Annotated in this window: 11 protein-coding genes; 5 read left to right on the forward strand and 6 right to left on the reverse strand. The window is 70.6% G+C overall.

What is annotated here, in order from left to right:
* Window positions 1-44: 44 nt before the first annotated feature.
* Entirely contained in the window at window positions 45-557 is a 513-nt protein-coding gene (locus C9J49_RS10005; protein WP_046078116.1) for a hypothetical protein, read from the forward strand.
* Window positions 558-844: 287 nt separating this feature from the next.
* Here C9J49_RS10005 and C9J49_RS10010 read toward each other — a convergent pair whose 3' ends face one another.
* Window positions 845-1,873 (reverse strand): Fe(3+) ABC transporter substrate-binding protein, encoded by a 1,029-nt coding sequence (locus tag C9J49_RS10010; protein ID WP_046078115.1) that lies wholly within the window; start codon window positions 1,871-1,873, stop codon window positions 845-847.
* 186 nt (window positions 1,874-2,059) lie between these two features.
* On the opposite strand from C9J49_RS10010, the gene C9J49_RS10015 reads away from it, so the two are divergent.
* Window positions 2,060-3,187: an ABC transporter ATP-binding protein gene (locus tag C9J49_RS10015; RefSeq protein WP_107181436.1), complete on the forward strand. Its 1,128-nt coding sequence runs from the start codon at window positions 2,060-2,062 to the stop codon at window positions 3,185-3,187.
* Here the strand turns inward: C9J49_RS10015 and C9J49_RS10020 are convergent.
* The 4 genes from C9J49_RS10020 to dctP form a co-directional block, all read right to left on the reverse strand.
* Window positions 3,137-4,849 carry an iron ABC transporter permease gene (locus C9J49_RS10020; RefSeq protein ID WP_107181437.1) on the reverse strand — a complete coding sequence of 571 codons (1,713 nt, stop codon included), beginning with the start codon at window positions 4,847-4,849 and terminating at the stop codon, window positions 3,137-3,139. The two genes, C9J49_RS10015 and C9J49_RS10020, sit on opposite strands and share 51 nt — an antisense overlap.
* A gap of 170 nt (window positions 4,850-5,019) precedes the next feature.
* Window positions 5,020-6,348, reverse strand: a complete 1,329-nt coding sequence (locus C9J49_RS10025) for a TRAP transporter large permease subunit (RefSeq protein ID WP_107181438.1) — start codon at window positions 6,346-6,348, stop codon at window positions 5,020-5,022.
* A complete protein-coding gene (locus tag C9J49_RS10030) occupies window positions 6,345-6,863 on the reverse strand; it encodes a TRAP transporter small permease subunit (RefSeq protein ID WP_035594771.1) in 519 nt (172 codons plus the stop codon). The genes C9J49_RS10025 and C9J49_RS10030 overlap by 4 nt, the downstream gene beginning before the upstream one ends.
* 84 nt (window positions 6,864-6,947) lie before the next feature.
* Window positions 6,948-8,054 (reverse strand): TRAP transporter substrate-binding protein DctP, encoded by a 1,107-nt coding sequence (gene dctP, locus C9J49_RS10035; RefSeq protein ID WP_046078112.1) that lies wholly within the window; start codon window positions 8,052-8,054, stop codon window positions 6,948-6,950.
* A 318-nt stretch (window positions 8,055-8,372) separates the two neighbouring features.
* On the opposite strand from dctP, the gene C9J49_RS10040 reads away from it, so the two are divergent.
* Both C9J49_RS10040 and C9J49_RS10045 read left to right on the forward strand, forming a co-directional pair.
* Complete coding sequence (locus C9J49_RS10040) at window positions 8,373-10,583, forward strand: tRNA(Met) cytidine acetyltransferase TmcA (RefSeq protein ID WP_107181439.1); 2,211 nt, start codon at window positions 8,373-8,375, stop codon at window positions 10,581-10,583.
* 32 nt (window positions 10,584-10,615) lie between these two features.
* Window positions 10,616-12,082: an aminoacyl-histidine dipeptidase gene (locus C9J49_RS10045; protein ID WP_107181440.1), complete on the forward strand. Its 1,467-nt coding sequence runs from the start codon at window positions 10,616-10,618 to the stop codon at window positions 12,080-12,082.
* A gap of 6 nt (window positions 12,083-12,088) precedes the next feature.
* Here C9J49_RS10045 and C9J49_RS10050 read toward each other — a convergent pair whose 3' ends face one another.
* Window positions 12,089-12,475, reverse strand: coding sequence for a hypothetical protein (locus C9J49_RS10050; RefSeq protein ID WP_107181441.1), 387 nt, complete (start codon window positions 12,473-12,475; stop codon window positions 12,089-12,091).
* A gap of 103 nt (window positions 12,476-12,578) precedes the next feature.
* Between C9J49_RS10050 and rmuC the strand changes: the two genes are divergently transcribed.
* Entirely contained in the window at window positions 12,579-14,015 is a 1,437-nt protein-coding gene (gene rmuC, locus C9J49_RS10055) for a DNA recombination protein RmuC (RefSeq protein ID WP_107181442.1), read from the forward strand.
* The last annotated feature ends 65 nt before the right edge of the window (window positions 14,016-14,080 follow it).

Here is a 14,080-nt window from a genome sequence, read left to right on the forward strand (position 1 = left end):
ACACCGGTGGGTCACGAGGGCCCGATCGAACAAGGAGGAGAGTGATGCGAAGGATCATGATGCCATGGTTGCTGGGCGCGGGCGTGGCCCTGCTGTCCGGTTGCGCGAGCCAGGCCACCGAGCAGACGGCGGCGGAGCGCTTCGACTGCACCGCCCTGAACCAGGCGATCACGAGTGCGGAGACGGGCTTCGAGGACATCAAGGGGCGCCTGGAGACCACCGATCTGACCCGCACCTGGCAGACCGACACCCAGGCGTTTCATGACGCCTGCGTGATCACCTCGGCCCGCCGGCCCGACCACTACCTGTGCTTCGGCCCGCTGGCGACCGACGACCCGCGCGGCGCGCTGGTGGCCGGCGGCGAGGCCCTCGGCCGGTGCCTGGGGGAAAGCTGGCAGTCCGAGCGCACCGCGCCGGACCGACTCGCGTTCACCCGCCAGGGCCGCGAGCCCGTGGTGGTGCTCGAGAGCTTCCTCAACGACCGCGGACGCCGCATGGGCACCCTGGGGGTGTACCAGAACGCCGCGGACGCCGCGCCCCGGCCGGGCGAGGAGTGAGCCTGACCGGCGCCTGAGCGCGTCTGCCAATGAAAAGGCCCGCGGCAATGCCGCGGGCCTTTTTCGTGATGGCCGATGGTCCCGGTCAGAACGCGCCGATGGGGGGCGACAGTGCAGCGATAAACCGTTGTTGCCTGGCTGAGCGAGGCGGTGTCTGAAAAGTCGGCGAGCGAAGGCTAGACAAGGCAAAAATCGGCAAGGATGCGCAGTTTACAAAGGGGTAAATGAGCATTTCGAGCTGATTTTTAACGCCGTATAGCCGAGCGCAGGCACTTTTCAGACATTGACTACCGCCAGCCGACGCGATCGAAGATACGCACCGCCTGCGGATTGTTCTCGCCCAGCACGCTGACGTTCAGGTCGTCGGTCTTGACGTCGCCCCAGGAGGCCAGCACCTCGTCGACCGGCTCGCCTTCGACCGCCGGGAACTCGTGGTTGCCGGTGGAGAAGATCGCCTGGGCGGTGTCGGAGGCCAGGAACTCCAGGAAGCGCACGGCGTTTTCCGGGTGCGGGGCATCCTTGACCATGCCGGCGCCGCCGACGTTGATGTGAGCGCCACGGTCGTCCTGGTTGGGGAACAGGATCTGGAGCTTCTCGGCGGCCTCGCGGGTGGCGTCGTCGTCGGAGGTCAGCATGCGCACGTAGTAGTAGTGGTTGGCCACCGCCACGTCGCACTCGCCGCTGGCCACGCCCAGCAGCTGGTCGGTGTCGCCGCCCTCGGGGTCGCGGGCCATGTTGTCGACCACGCCCTGGGCCCACTGCTCGGCGCCTTCCTCGCCGTGGTGGGCGATCATCGAAGCCAGCAGCGACTGGTTGTAGATGTTGTTCGAGGAGCGGATGCAGATCTCGCCCTCGAAGCGCGAATCGGCCAGGTCCTCGTAGCTCGAGAGCTCGTCGGCGCCGACGGCCTCCGGGTTGTAGAAGATCGCGCGCACGCGCTGGCTGAAGCCGAACCACTTGCCCTCGGGGTGGTGCATGTTGGCGGGCAGGCGCTCGTCGAGCAGTTCGGAGTCGACGCTGGCGAAGATGTCTTCCTGCTCGGCGCGCCACAGGCGGCCGGCGTCCACGGTCATCATCACGTCGGCGGGGCTGGCTTGGCCCTCGCGCTTGATGCGCTGGATCAGCTGGTCGGAGCCGCCCTCGAGCACGTTGACCTCGATGCCGGTCGCCTCGGTGAAGGCGTCGTAGAGGTCCTGGTCGGAATCGTAGTGGCGGGCCGAGTAGACGTTCACCTCGTCGGCGACGGCGGGGGCGGCGAAGGCCGCACCGGCCATCAGAGCGGCGAGGGGCATGACGAGACGACGGGACTGTGACATCGGAGACCTCATGGTCGGGGAAGTCGGTATCGACTTCGAATGATAATAGGTTGTATTAGTCTTGCCATTGAAGCGCCTGGTCGCCGTGGCGTCAACCGGCATCGCGGCGCCGATAAATGGCGACGAAAAGACGAAGGTTTCGCGTTACCATGAAGGCCCTGTCACGTCAGCGCCCGGTGCTTGCCCATGACCAGCCACGCTCAGCTTTCCCCCGCCGCCGCGCCGGAACAGGCCCCGGCCCCGGTGCTCGCCATGCACAACATTCGCCACGCCTACGGCCACCACCTGGCGGTGGAGGACGTAGGCCTGGAGGTGCGTCCCGGCGAGGTGGTCTGTCTTCTGGGGCCCTCCGGCTGCGGCAAGACCACGCTGCTGCGCATCGTCGCCGGGCTCGAGGTGCTCCAGCAGGGGCGGGTCGACCTCGACGGCCGGCCGATCGGGCGCCCCGGCCAGGCCCACCTGCCGCCGGAGAAGCGCAACGTCGGCCTGGCGTTCCAGGATTCGGCGCTGTTCCCGCATCTCTCGGTGTTGCAGAACGTCGGCTTCGGCCTCGAGGCGCTGCCCGCCAAGGAGCGTCGCCGGCGCGCCATGGAGCTGCTCGACCAGCTGGGCATGGGGCGCTACGCCGAGAGCTATCCGCACATGTTGTCCGGCGGCCAGCAGCAGCGCGTGGCCCTGGCCCGGGCGCTGGCCCCGGCGCCGCAGCTGATGCTGCTCGACGAGCCGTTCTCGAGCCTGGACGCCCGGCTGCGCGACCGCATCCGCGACGACACCCTGCACGTGCTCAAGAAGGTCGGTGCCGGCGCCCTGCTGGTCACCCATGACCCGGAGGAGGCGATGTTCATGGCCGATCGCATCGCGCTGATGCGCGACGGCCACATCGTCCAGATGGGCGCCCCCCGGGAGCTCTACTGCGCCCCGGTCGATCCCTTCGTGGTGACCTTCTTCGGCGAGGTCAATGAGCTCGAGGGCATGGTGCGCGACGGTCGCGTCGACACCCCGGTGGGTGAGGTGATGGCCCATGGCCTGGAGGAGGGCGCCCGGGCGCGGGTGATGATCCGCCCCGAGGCGCTGCGCGTGGTAGCCCTGGAAGAGCCGCCGGCGGATCACCACAGCCACGTGATCATGGCCAAGCTGTTGGGCCGCACCAGCCTGCTGCACATCTGCGCCCACGGCGGCGGCAGCGAGTCGCATCTGCACGCCCGGGTTCCCGGCGTGTTCCTGCCCGAGGAGGGCCAGCCGGTCACGATCCGGCTGGATCCGTCACAGGTGTTCGTCTTTCCCGCCACTGCCCCCGCCGCTGCCGGGGCGTGAGCCGCGCATCGCCAGGCTGAGCAGGATCACCGGAATGATGCCCACCGCGACGATGGTCAGCGAGGCAGTGGAGGCCTCGGCCAGGCGCTCGTCGGCGGCCAGGTTGTGGGCCCGTACCGCCAGGGTGTCGAAGTCGAAGGGGCGCAGGATGATGGTCGCCGGCAGCTCCTTCATCACGTCGACGAACACCAGGATGCCGGCGGCCAGCAGGCTGCCGCGCATGATCGGCGTGTGCACGCGTCGCAGGGTGCCGCCGGCGGTCTGTCCCAGGGTGCGGGCGGCCGCGTCCATGCTCGGCGTGACCTTGCCGAGGCTCGCCTCCAGGGCGTTGAACGACACCGCCAGGAAGCGCACCACGTAGGCGTAGATCAGGATGAAGGCCGAACCGCTGAAGATCAGCCCGGCCATCACCCCGTAGTGCTCGCGCAGGAAGCCGTTCAGGGTGTCGTCCAGCCAGGCGAAGGGGATCAGGATGCCCACCGCCACCACCGAGCCGGGCACCGCATAGCCCATCGCCGCCACCCGGGTGGCGGTGCGCGTCAGCGGCCCCGGATTCAGCCGCGCGCCGTAGCTCAGCACCAGCGCCAGCCCCACCGCGACCAGCGCCGCCACGGCCGCCAGCAGCAGGCTGTTGCCGGCGAATTCCAGGAACCGGGCGCCGAACAGCGAGTCCCCGCCCTTGATCGACAGGTAGCCCAGCAGGCCGCTGGGAATCAGGAAGCCGACCAGCACCGGCGCCAGGCAGGCCAGGGTGGCGGCGGCGGCGCGCAGGCCGCCGAGCCGGAACTCCGGCAGCTGTTGGTAGCGGCCGGTGGTGTGGAAGTAGCGGCGCTTGCCCCGCGAGGCGCGCTCGAGCAGCACGAAGCAGATCACGAAGGCCAGCAGGCAGGCCGCCAGCTGGGCGGCGGCGACCTGCTCGCCCATGCCGAACCAGGTGCGGTAGATGCCGGTGGTGAAGGTATCGACGCCGAAGTACTGTACCGCGCCGAACTCGTTGAGGGTCTCCATCAGCGCCAGTGACACGCCGCCGACGATGGCCGGGCGCGCCAGCGGGATGGCGATGCTGGTGAACAGCCGCCAGGGGCCGCGGCCCAGGGTGCGGCCGACGTCGAGCACGCACACCGACTGCTCGAGGAAGCTGGCCCGGGCCAGCATGTAGACGTAGGGGTAGAGCACCAGGGTGATCAGGGTCGCCGCGCCGCCCAGCGAGCGGATGTCGGGGAACCAGTAGTCGCCGCGCTCCCAGCCGAAGGTCTCGCGCAGGGCGCTCTGCAGCGGCCCGGCGTACTGCAGGAAGTCGGTGTAGGCGTAGGCGATCACGTAGGTCGGCACCGCCAGCGGCAGCAGCAGGGCCCACTCGAACAGCTTGCGCCCGGGGAAGCGGCACATCACCACCAGCCAGGCGGTACCGGTGCCGATCACGAAGGTGCCGAGCCCCACCGTGATGACCAGGAAGAGCGTGTTGGCCAGGTAGCGGCCGAGCACGGTGCTGGCCAGGTGCTGCCACACGTCACCGGCGGGCATCACGATATGCGCCAGCACGGTGAGCACCGGCAGTGCCACCACGGCGGCGATGAGCAGGGTCAGAACGCTCCATGCATCGAGGCGCCATCTGGACCGCGGGGCAGCCGAGGCGGGTCGATGGCTGAGGGGGCTGGACAACGCAGGATCTCCTTCCGGTGGGCCGTCACCGGCCAGATGCGAGTGGCTGGCGGGTGAAAGATAGTATCAGCTGCTCGGCGGGGTCGCAGCCAGACGGACGGTCCCGCGACGCCCCCGGAGGGCCGGGCGTCGCGGGTGGGTCGGGCGAGGAGGGGGCGTCGGCTGCCGGGCTAGTAGCCCAGCCACAGCGAGGGCAGCCCGGTCACCAGGGCCGGGAAGACCGCCATCAGCACGCAGGCCAGCAGGATCAGCGCGCAGAACGGAATCACCGCCTTGTACAGGTCCAGGGTCTGGATCTCCGGCGGCGCCACGCCCTTGAGGTAGAACAGCGCATAGCCGAACGGCGGGGTGAGGAAGGAGGTCTGCAGCACCACCGCCACCATCACCACGAACCACAGGGTGTCGACGCCCATGGCCTCGATGATCGGCAGCATGATCGGGAAGCTCAGCAGCACGATGCCGGTCCAGTCGAGGAACATGCCCAGCACGAACACCAGCAGGAACATCAGGATCAGCGCGCCGGTGGTGCCGCCGGGCATCGCCAGCACCAGCTCGCTGATCACGTCCATGCCGCCGCCGATCGAGAACACCCCGGTGAAGGCGGTGGCGCCGACCAGCACGAACATCACCATGGTGGTGGTCTTGCCGGCCTCGATGAAGGTGCGATAGCAGGTCGAGACCTTGCGGTCGCCGAAGACCAGGAACAGCACGAAGGCCAGGGTCACGCCGATCGCCGAGGCCTCGGTGGCGGTGGCGATGCCGGTGAACAGCGCGCCCAGCACGCCGAGGATCAGGCTCATCGGCGGCAGCACGTACTTGCCGAGGCGCACCACCAGCTCGCCGGTGGAGAGATCGGCACGCTCCTCGGCGGCCACCGGCGGGCCATAGCTTGGCTTGATGAAGCACACCAGCAGCACGTAGCCGGCGTACAGGGTGCCCAGCAGCAGGCCCGGCACCAGGGCGCCGGCGAACAGCGCACCCACCGAGACCGGCGAGTAGCTGGCCATCAGGATCAGCATGATGCTCGGCGGAATCAGAATGCCCAGGCAGCCGCTGGCCATGATCACGCCGGCCGACAGGCCCTTGTGATAGCCGTACTTGAGCATCGGCGCCAGGGCGATCAGCCCCATCACCGCGATCGAGGCGCCGACGATGCCGGTGGTGGCGGCCAGCAGCACCGAGACGATGACCACGGTCAGCGCCAGCCCGCCGCGCACCCGGCCGAGCAGCAGGCGCATGCTCTCGAACATCCGCTCGGTGACGCCGGAGTCGTTGAGGAAGCGCGCCATGAGGATGAACAGCGGGATGGCCACCAGCACGTAATTGTCCATGGCCCGGCCGTAGATGTTGTTGATGATGATGCCGAGCACCTGGGGGCCGGGGCCGAACCAGGCGCCGAGCACCGCGGTGCCGCCCAGCACGAAGGCCAGCGGATGACCCATGAACAGCCCCACCAGCAGGCCGCCGAACATGAACAGGGTGAGCATTTCCGGGCTCATGAGGCGTCCTCCGATGACGACGGGCCGGCGGTCAGCTCGCCGACGGCACGGATCACGATGGCGATGGCCTGCAGCAGCACCAGCACGCCGGCGATGACCAGCACCGCCTTCACCGGGTAGACCGGGATCGAGACGATGCCGTAGGTGGATTCACCGCGGCTCCAGGAGCGCTCGAAGAAGCGCCAGCTGTAGGTGATGAGCATCAGGATGAAGGGGGTGAAGAACAGCAGGTAGCCGAGCAGCTCGATCAGTGCCCGGCCGCGCCGCGAGAGCAGTCGCTTGAGCACGTCCACCTCGACGTGGGCGTGATGCTTGAGACCGTAGGCGGCCATCAGCATGAAGTGGCTGCCGAACAGCATGGTGGTGACATCGAAGGCCCAGTCGCTGGGCCGGCCGAAGAAGAAGCGCATGGCGATGTCGTAGACCACCACGATGGTAATGATCGCGATCAGCGGGGCGATCAGGCGACCGAAGCCCTCGTTGAGGGCGTCGATGGCCCGGGCGATGGCATGCATCCGGAGAGCCTCCTCGAATAACGTATAAAGCCGGCGGCCTCGAGAGTGCCGCCGGCCGGACAGGGGAATCGGGCCGTGAACCGCTTACGGGTTCATGCAGGCCTCGATGTCCTCGAGGGAGGGCAGGTTGTCGGTGACCCGGCTCATGTTGAAGGGCACCGAGACGTCCCGCCACTGGGCGTAGTCCTGCATGTAGCTGATCATCGAGTGGTAGACCTTGGCGTGCATCGGGTCCTCGCAGGCGCCCTGCACGATCACCTCGTTGGTGATGTCCTGGATCGTCGCCAGGTCTTCCTCGGAGAGCTGGTTGATGGTGGTGCCGTCCTCGAGGAACTGGGCGGTGCCCTCGGTGGACTGCTTCTCGGACCAGGCCAGCGACCAGGCCATGGTCGCCTCGGCGGCGATCTTCAGGGTCTCCTGGGTCTCCTCGGAGAGCGCGTCCCAGGCGTCCTGGTTGATCATCACGCCGAACACGCTGGCCGACTGGTGCCAGCCCGGGGTCATCCAGTAGTCGGCGACCTCGGAGAAACCGGCCTTGTAGTCCACGCCCGGGGTCGAGAACTCGGCGCCGTCGACCACGCCGCGCTCGATGGCCTGGTAGATCTCGCCGCCGGCCAGGGTGACCTGGGAGCCGCCGAGCTGCTCCAGCACCCGGCCCTGGTCGCGGCCCGAGAGGCGCAGGCGCTTGCCTTCCAGGTCGGCGAGGCTCTCGATCGGCGTGCCGCCGCGGAAGCCGGACTCGTTGTTGGTGATGCCGTAGGGCAGATAGACCATGTTGTACTGGCCGTAGACCTCCTGATAGAGATCGAAGCCGCCCCACTGGTTGATCCAGTTCAGGTAGTCCACGCCGTTGAACAGGCTGGTGGTGGTGGCCAGGGGCGAGAAGGCCGGGCTGCGACCCGCCCAGTAGCCCGGCCAGTCGCCGGCGGCCTGGATGCTGCCGGTCTCGGTGGCATCGAACACCTCGGTGCCGGGCATCAGGGTGCCGCCGGCGTAGAACTCGATCTTCAGCTCGTCGCCGGCCAGGTGGTTGACCAGCTCTGCCCAGTGGCGGTCGATCTGGATCAGATCGAGGTTGTCCGGCCAGGTGGTGGTCATGGTCCAGGATTCCTGGGCCTGGGCGGTGCTGGTCAGGCCGGCCAGGGCGATGCCGGCAGCCAGGCCGGTCAGGGCGAAACGCGTCGGCTTCATGGCGATACTCTCCCGAAAGCTTGTTCTGGTTGTGGGGATGATGCGGTGCAAAAAACACGGTCGCCCGCCGGTGAGGGGCTCGGCGTGGCGACCCTGGAAACAAGCTAGCATGGGGCGCAGGGAGCGCGAGAAGGCCTCCAAACGTCGAAGTGGCGGCCGCGCGGGTCGGCAGTGTTGTCCTTCTGGTCAGGAAAAATCCTTGATTTTCAGGTGTATAAAACAAGGGTATGGCCGGTATGCTGCATCGCCGAAGGGGCGCCGGGCGTTGAAAGGGCGTCACCCGCTTAGACCAAAGTTCAGCGATTGAAGAGACTACTGATGGAAGCTTCCGTGCCCGCCGAGCTGCTGGCCTGTCAGCACTGCCTGGGCGAACGCCGCTGGCGGGGCCTGGTGTGGCTGTCCGGCGAGGTCGAGGATGTGCGTGCCCGGGGACTGGCGCTCTGGCATGCCCTCGGCGTCAAAGCGCCACTGTGGGTCGGCCCCGAGCCGCCTGCCGGGCTCGAAGCCGCGGCCTGGCTGCCCGCCGCCAAGGCGCGGAACCGGCTCGGCGGCGAGCACGACCTGATCGTCTTCGACGCGTTGTCGCCCGGGGCCGGCTTCGACCCCGACGCCTTCGGCGCGCTCTCGGGCACCCTGCGCGCCGGTGGGCTGCTGGTGCTGCTGACCCCCGACGACTGGGGCGCGCGCCCCGACGCCGACTACGCCCGGCTCGCCGCCCACCCGCATGCGGCCGAGGCGCTCTCGGCGCACTATCTGGCGCGTCTCGCCCGCCTGCTGGAGGCGTCGCCGCGGACGATCCGCTGGCCCGCCCAGGGCGTGCCGATGCTGCCCGACTGGCCCGAGGCGTCGCCGTCCGGACCGGCAGCCGAGCCGGCGCCCGACGATGGCGACTGCCTGACCGCCGATCAGGCCGAGGCGGTGGCGCGGCTGGTCCGGCTACGCCGGCGCCGGCCGCTGGTGCTCACCGCCGACCGTGGTCGCGGCAAGACGGCGGCGCTCGGCATCGCCTGCGCCCGGCTGCTGGCGAAGGCGCAGCAAGACGGCGCCGAGATCGAGATCCTCGTCACCGCGCCGCGCCCCGCGGCGGTGGCCGGGCTGTTCGAGCGTCTCGCCGCGCTGTGCCCCGAGGGCCGGCGCCAGGGGAACCGCTTCGAGGATGCCGGCGGCCGCGTGACCTTCCTCGCGCCGGACGAGCTCAGCGCCCGCGTCGCGCGCGGCGAGGCCGGCGGCGCCGGCACCTGGCTGCTGGTCGACGAGGCCGCGGCGATGCCGGCAGGGCTGCTCGGGCAGTGGCTGTCGGCCTTCCCGCGCATCGCCTTCGCCACCACTGTGCACGGCTACGAAGGCGCCGGGCGCGGCTTCGCGCTGCGCTTCCGCGCGCGGCTGGAGCGCCTGACGCCGGAGTGGCGGGAGTATCACCTGTCCGCGCCGATCCGCTGGGCCGAGGACGACCCGCTGGAGGCGTTGACCTCGAGGCTGCTGATGCTCGACGCCGAGCCGGTCGCGCCCGATGACATCGGATCGAAGGCCACGGCCGCCTGGCGGGTCGAGTCGCCGGAGGCGCTGGCCCATGACGAGCCGCGCCTGCGGACGCTGTTCGGGTTGCTGGTGCAGGCCCACTACCGCACCACGCCGAGCGATCTGCGCCACCTGCTGGACGGTCCGGACACCCGGGTCGTCACCCTGGGCGATGCCGCCGGCCCCGCGGCCGTGGCGGTGGTGGCCGACGAGGGCGGCTTCGACGCTGCCCTGGCCGAGCGGGTGGCGCGGGGCGAGCGCCGCCCGCGCGGGCACCTGATGGCCCAGTCGCTGGCCGCCCACGCCGGCTCGCGGGAGGCGCTGACCGGTCGCCTGCGACGGGTGCAGCGCATCGCCGTGCATCCGGCCGCGCGTCGCCGGGGCCTGGGACGCGAACTGCTGACGCGGGAGCGAGAGGCGGCCGGTGAAGCGGGCGTCGCCCTGCTGGGGGCGAGCTTCGGCGCCGAGCCGGGGCTGCTCGCCTTCTGGCGCGCCCAGGGCTTTCGCACGGTGCGCCTCGGCCTGACCCGCGAGGCGGCCACCGGCGAGCACGCGGTGATGGTGGTCGCGCCGGCGGGCGAGGGCGGCGAGGCCCTGGCCGAGCGGCTGGCGAGCCATTTCCAGGCCCTGCTGCCGTCGCTGCTGGCCTTCGAGCTGAAGGCGCTCGACCCGGCGGTGGCGCTGGCGCTGCTGGCCGAGGGCGAGCCCCGGCCACTCGATGACGCCGCGCGCCGCGACCTCGAGGACGTGGCCCACGGCCACCGCGACCCGGCGCTGGTGCGGCCCGCGATTCAGGCGCTGATCCGCCTTGTCGCCGCCCGCGAAGGCACCGTCGAGGCGGACGCCGACCTCACGGCGCTCGCCGCCTGGGCCTTCCAGGGCCGCGACACGGCCTGGCTGGCCGCACGGCTGGGGCTCGCCGGCGGCAAGGCGGTGGACGCCTGGCGCCGCCAGCAGGTGGCGCGCCGGCTGGCCGGGCCGACGCTTTCCTCGGGCCGGGGCGAGGGGTAGAGTGCCCGGGTCAACGTCGATACAGAAGCACCATGAACGCACATCTCGAGCAGCTCTCGCCGCAGCCCCTGTGGCGCCACTTCCGCACCCTGTGCAACACGCCGCGCCCCTCCGGCCACGAGGCCGCGCTGGTGGCCCTCCTCGAGGCCTGGGCCGACCAGCGCGGCCTGGCCCACGACCGCGACGCCTACGGCAACCTGCGCCTGCGCAAGCCGGCCAGCCCTGGTCATGAAGGCGCGCCGGGCATCGTGCTGCAGGGCCATCTGGACATGGTCGCCCAGGCCAACGCCGATCATCCCCACGACTTCACCCGCGACCCCATCGATACCTTTGTGGAGGATGGCTGGCTGCACGCCCGCCACACCACCCTGGGCGCCGACAACGGCCTCGGCGTGGCGGCGGCGCTGGCGGTCCTCGAGGATGACACCCTGACCCACGGCCCGCTGGAGGCGCTGTTCACCCTCGAGGAGGAGTCCTCCATGGGCGGCGCGCTGAACCTGGCCGAGGACTGGCTGGACGGCCGGCTGCTGCTCAACCTGGACTCCGAGGATCGCGGTCAGATCTACATCGGCTGCGCCGGCGGGGCCGACGTGATGGTCGACGCCCAGCTGCCGACCTCGGCGCTGCGCGACGAGGAAGTCGCGGTGCGGTTGTCCCTCACCGGTCTGCGCGGCGGCCACTCCGGCATCGACATCGACAAGGGCCGCGGCAACGCCAACCGCCTGCTGATGCGGGTGCTGCGCGACCTGGAGTCGCTCGACGCGCGGCTGGTCGACTATCGCGGCGGTACCCTGCGCAACGCCCTGCCGAGGGAGGCCTTCGCCACCCTGGCGCTGCCCGTCGACGCCGTCGAGGCCGCCCGCGAGCGGCTGCCGACCCTGGAGGCCCGGCTGCGCGACGAGCTGGCCGGCGCCGACGACGGCCTGGCGCTGGCGCTCGAGCGCGTGTCGGCCCCCGAGGGCGAGGCGCTCACCCGTGATGCCAGCCGGCTGCTGGTGGCCGCGCTGCACGCCGCGCCCTGCGGCGTCGAGCGCATGAGCGTGACCGTGCCCGGGGTGGTGGAGACCTCCAACAACCTGGGCGTGGTGTCGCTGGAGGCGGGTCGCTTCCATCTCTGCGCCCTGGTGCGTTCGCTGCGTGACAGCGCGGTCGAGGATCTGGCCGACCGCTTCCGCGCGCTGTTCGACCTGATCGGCGCCCGCACCCGGGTCGAGAACGCCTATCCGGGCTGGACGCCGGACCCCGATAGCCCGCTGCTGGCCCGCTTCCGCGCGCTGCATGCCGCGCGGCTGGACGTCGCCCCCCAGGTCAAGGTGATCCACGCCGGTCTGGAGTGCGGCATCCTCGGCGCCAAGTACCCGGACATGTCGATGATCTCCTTCGGCCCGCTGATCCGCGGCGCCCACTCGCCGGACGAGCGGGTCGAGCTGGCCTCGGTGGAGGAGTTCTGGGGTTTGCTGCGAGCGCTGATCGAGGACCTGGCCACGCCGGCGAGCTGAGCCGGCTCAGTGCCGGCCACGGGCCCTGTCGTGCTCAAGGAACCAGTGCGATTTGCCGACCCGGTCGCGATCGATGCGTCGGGGGCCGTGGGGGTGTCGTGGCCGGGGATCGTGCGGGCGCCAGCGGTCGTCGAGCTCGATCCGCGGCTCGACGATGATCAGCGGCGTCGCGCTATCGTGTCGCCGGGGCTCGGTCTCTCGCGGATGGGTGCGATAGCGGCCCGGCGTCTCCCGATCGTCCGGGCCGTTGCCGTAGTAGGCGGGCCCGTGCTGATGCGTCTCGCCGGTGCCGTAGACCACGGGCCCGTGGCGGATGTCGTCCGCCATGGCCGGCGATGGCAGCGCGAGCGGCAGCAGGAGCGAGGCGAGCAGGGCGGTCGTCGGGCGGCGCATCGAAGCCTCCTCGGCGGGTGAGCGGTGTTCCCAGTATAGTGACGGCGATATCGCCGCGCGGGAGCGTGCGGCGTTCGCGACGGGCGTGATCAGGGAGGGCAGCATGCTCGATGAGATGACGGGAACCGGCGGTGGCGTGATGATCGCCCTCGGCGCGCTGGCGCTGCTGGCCGTGGGCTGGGGCATTGCCCAGCGGCGCCGGCTGGCCGAAACGTGCCGCGAGCGGGATGAGGCGCGCCGCGAGCTGTCCGAGACGCGCGACGAACTGGCCGAGCGCCGGAACGCCGCCGCCCGGCTGGAGCAGGAGCTGACCCAGAGCGACGCCCAGCTCGACGGCTGCCGCGAGCGGCTGGAGAGCCTCGAGGCAGAACTCGGCGAGGCCCGCGACCGGCTGGCCGAACAGCGCGAGCGCTCGGCTCGGCTGGAGGCGGAGCGCGAACAGACGGCGCTCCGCCATCGCGAGCAGCTGGCGCTGCTGGAGGAGGCCCGGGAGCGGCTCAAGGACGAGTTCCACCAGCTCGCCGGCAAGGTCTTCGAGGAGCGTCAGCAGGCCTACAGCGCCCAGAGTCGCGAGAGCCTGGAGGCCTTGCTCCAGCCGTTCCGCGAGCAGGTCGAGCAGTTCCGCCAGCGGGTCGAGACGCTGCACGGCCAGGAGCAGCGCGAGCGCGGCTCGCTCAAGGCCCAGCTCGACCAGCTGGCCGGGCTCAACGCCCGACTCGGTGACGAGGCGGCCACGCTTGCCCGGGCGCTCAAGGGCGATCAGAAGGCCCAGGGCAACTGGGGCGAGCTGATCCTCGAGACGGTGCTGGAGCGCAGCGGCCTGCGCCGCGACGTCGAATACCGTCGCGAGGTGTCGATCGACGGCGAGGCCGGCCGGCAGCGTCCCGATGCCGTCATCTACCTGCCCGAGTCGCGCCATCTGATCGTCGACGCCAAGGTCTCGCTGGTGGCCTGGAACCGGGTGGTCAACGCCGAGGGCGAGGCCGAGCGCGAGGCGGCCATGGGCGATCACCTGCGCTCGCTGCGCGCCCACGTGCGCGGGCTCGCCGCCAAGGACTATCCCGCCCTGCCGGGGCTGCACTCGCCGGACTTCGTGTTCCTGTTCGTGGCGGTGGAACCGGCCTTCGCGGCGGCCTTCGAGCGCGACCCGACGCTGTTCCAGGAGGCCTTCGACCGCCAGGTGGTGATGGTCACGCCGACCACGCTGCTGGCCAGCCTGCGCACCGTGGCCGGGCTGTGGAGCCTGGAGCGCCAGAACGAGAACGCGCGGCTGATCGGCGAGCGCGCCGAGCGGCTGCTGACCAAGTTCTCCGGCCTGGTGGAGAGCCTGCAGGAGGTGGGGCGCCATCTTGAGCGCGCCGGTGACAGCCATCGCCGCGCGGTCAACCGGCTCTCCGAGGGCCAGGGCAGCCTGGTGGCCCAGGCCCGCGAGCTGGAGCGGCTGGGCGTGCGCATGAAGAAGCCGCTGCCCGACGAGCTGGTGCGTGCCGCCGAGGGCGAAGCGTCGGGCGCCGCCGCGTCGGGCGACGAACCGTCCTGACTCTTTCCCGACCAACGCAAGACGCCGCCCCGAGGGGCGGCGTCATCTGGTGCTGGTGCGTTTTC

This window comes from Halomonas sp. SL1, from assembly GCF_003030865.2.
GTDB lineage: Bacteria > Pseudomonadota > Gammaproteobacteria > Pseudomonadales > Halomonadaceae > Halomonas > Halomonas halophila.

Coding starts and splice junctions, on each gene's coding strand:
- C9J49_RS10025 (WP_107181438.1), bottom strand. CDS start 6,348: ATGAGCCCGGAAATGCTCACCCTGTTCATGTTCGGCGGCCTGCTGGTG.
- C9J49_RS10015 (WP_107181436.1), top strand. CDS start 2,060: ATGACCAGCCACGCTCAGCTTTCCCCCGCCGCCGCGCCGGAACAGGCC.
- C9J49_RS10010 (WP_046078115.1), bottom strand. CDS start 1,873: ATGTCACAGTCCCGTCGTCTCGTCATGCCCCTCGCCGCTCTGATGGCC.
- C9J49_RS10045 (WP_107181440.1), top strand. CDS start 10,616: ATGAACGCACATCTCGAGCAGCTCTCGCCGCAGCCCCTGTGGCGCCAC.
- C9J49_RS10005 (WP_046078116.1), top strand. CDS start 45: ATGCGAAGGATCATGATGCCATGGTTGCTGGGCGCGGGCGTGGCCCTG.
- rmuC (WP_107181442.1), top strand. CDS start 12,579: ATGCTCGATGAGATGACGGGAACCGGCGGTGGCGTGATGATCGCCCTC.
- C9J49_RS10040 (WP_107181439.1), top strand. CDS start 8,373: ATGGAAGCTTCCGTGCCCGCCGAGCTGCTGGCCTGTCAGCACTGCCTG.
- C9J49_RS10030 (WP_035594771.1), bottom strand. CDS start 6,863: ATGCATGCCATCGCCCGGGCCATCGACGCCCTCAACGAGGGCTTCGGT.
- C9J49_RS10050 (WP_107181441.1), bottom strand. CDS start 12,475: ATGCGCCGCCCGACGACCGCCCTGCTCGCCTCGCTCCTGCTGCCGCTC.
- dctP (WP_046078112.1), bottom strand. CDS start 8,054: ATGAAGCCGACGCGTTTCGCCCTGACCGGCCTGGCTGCCGGCATCGCC.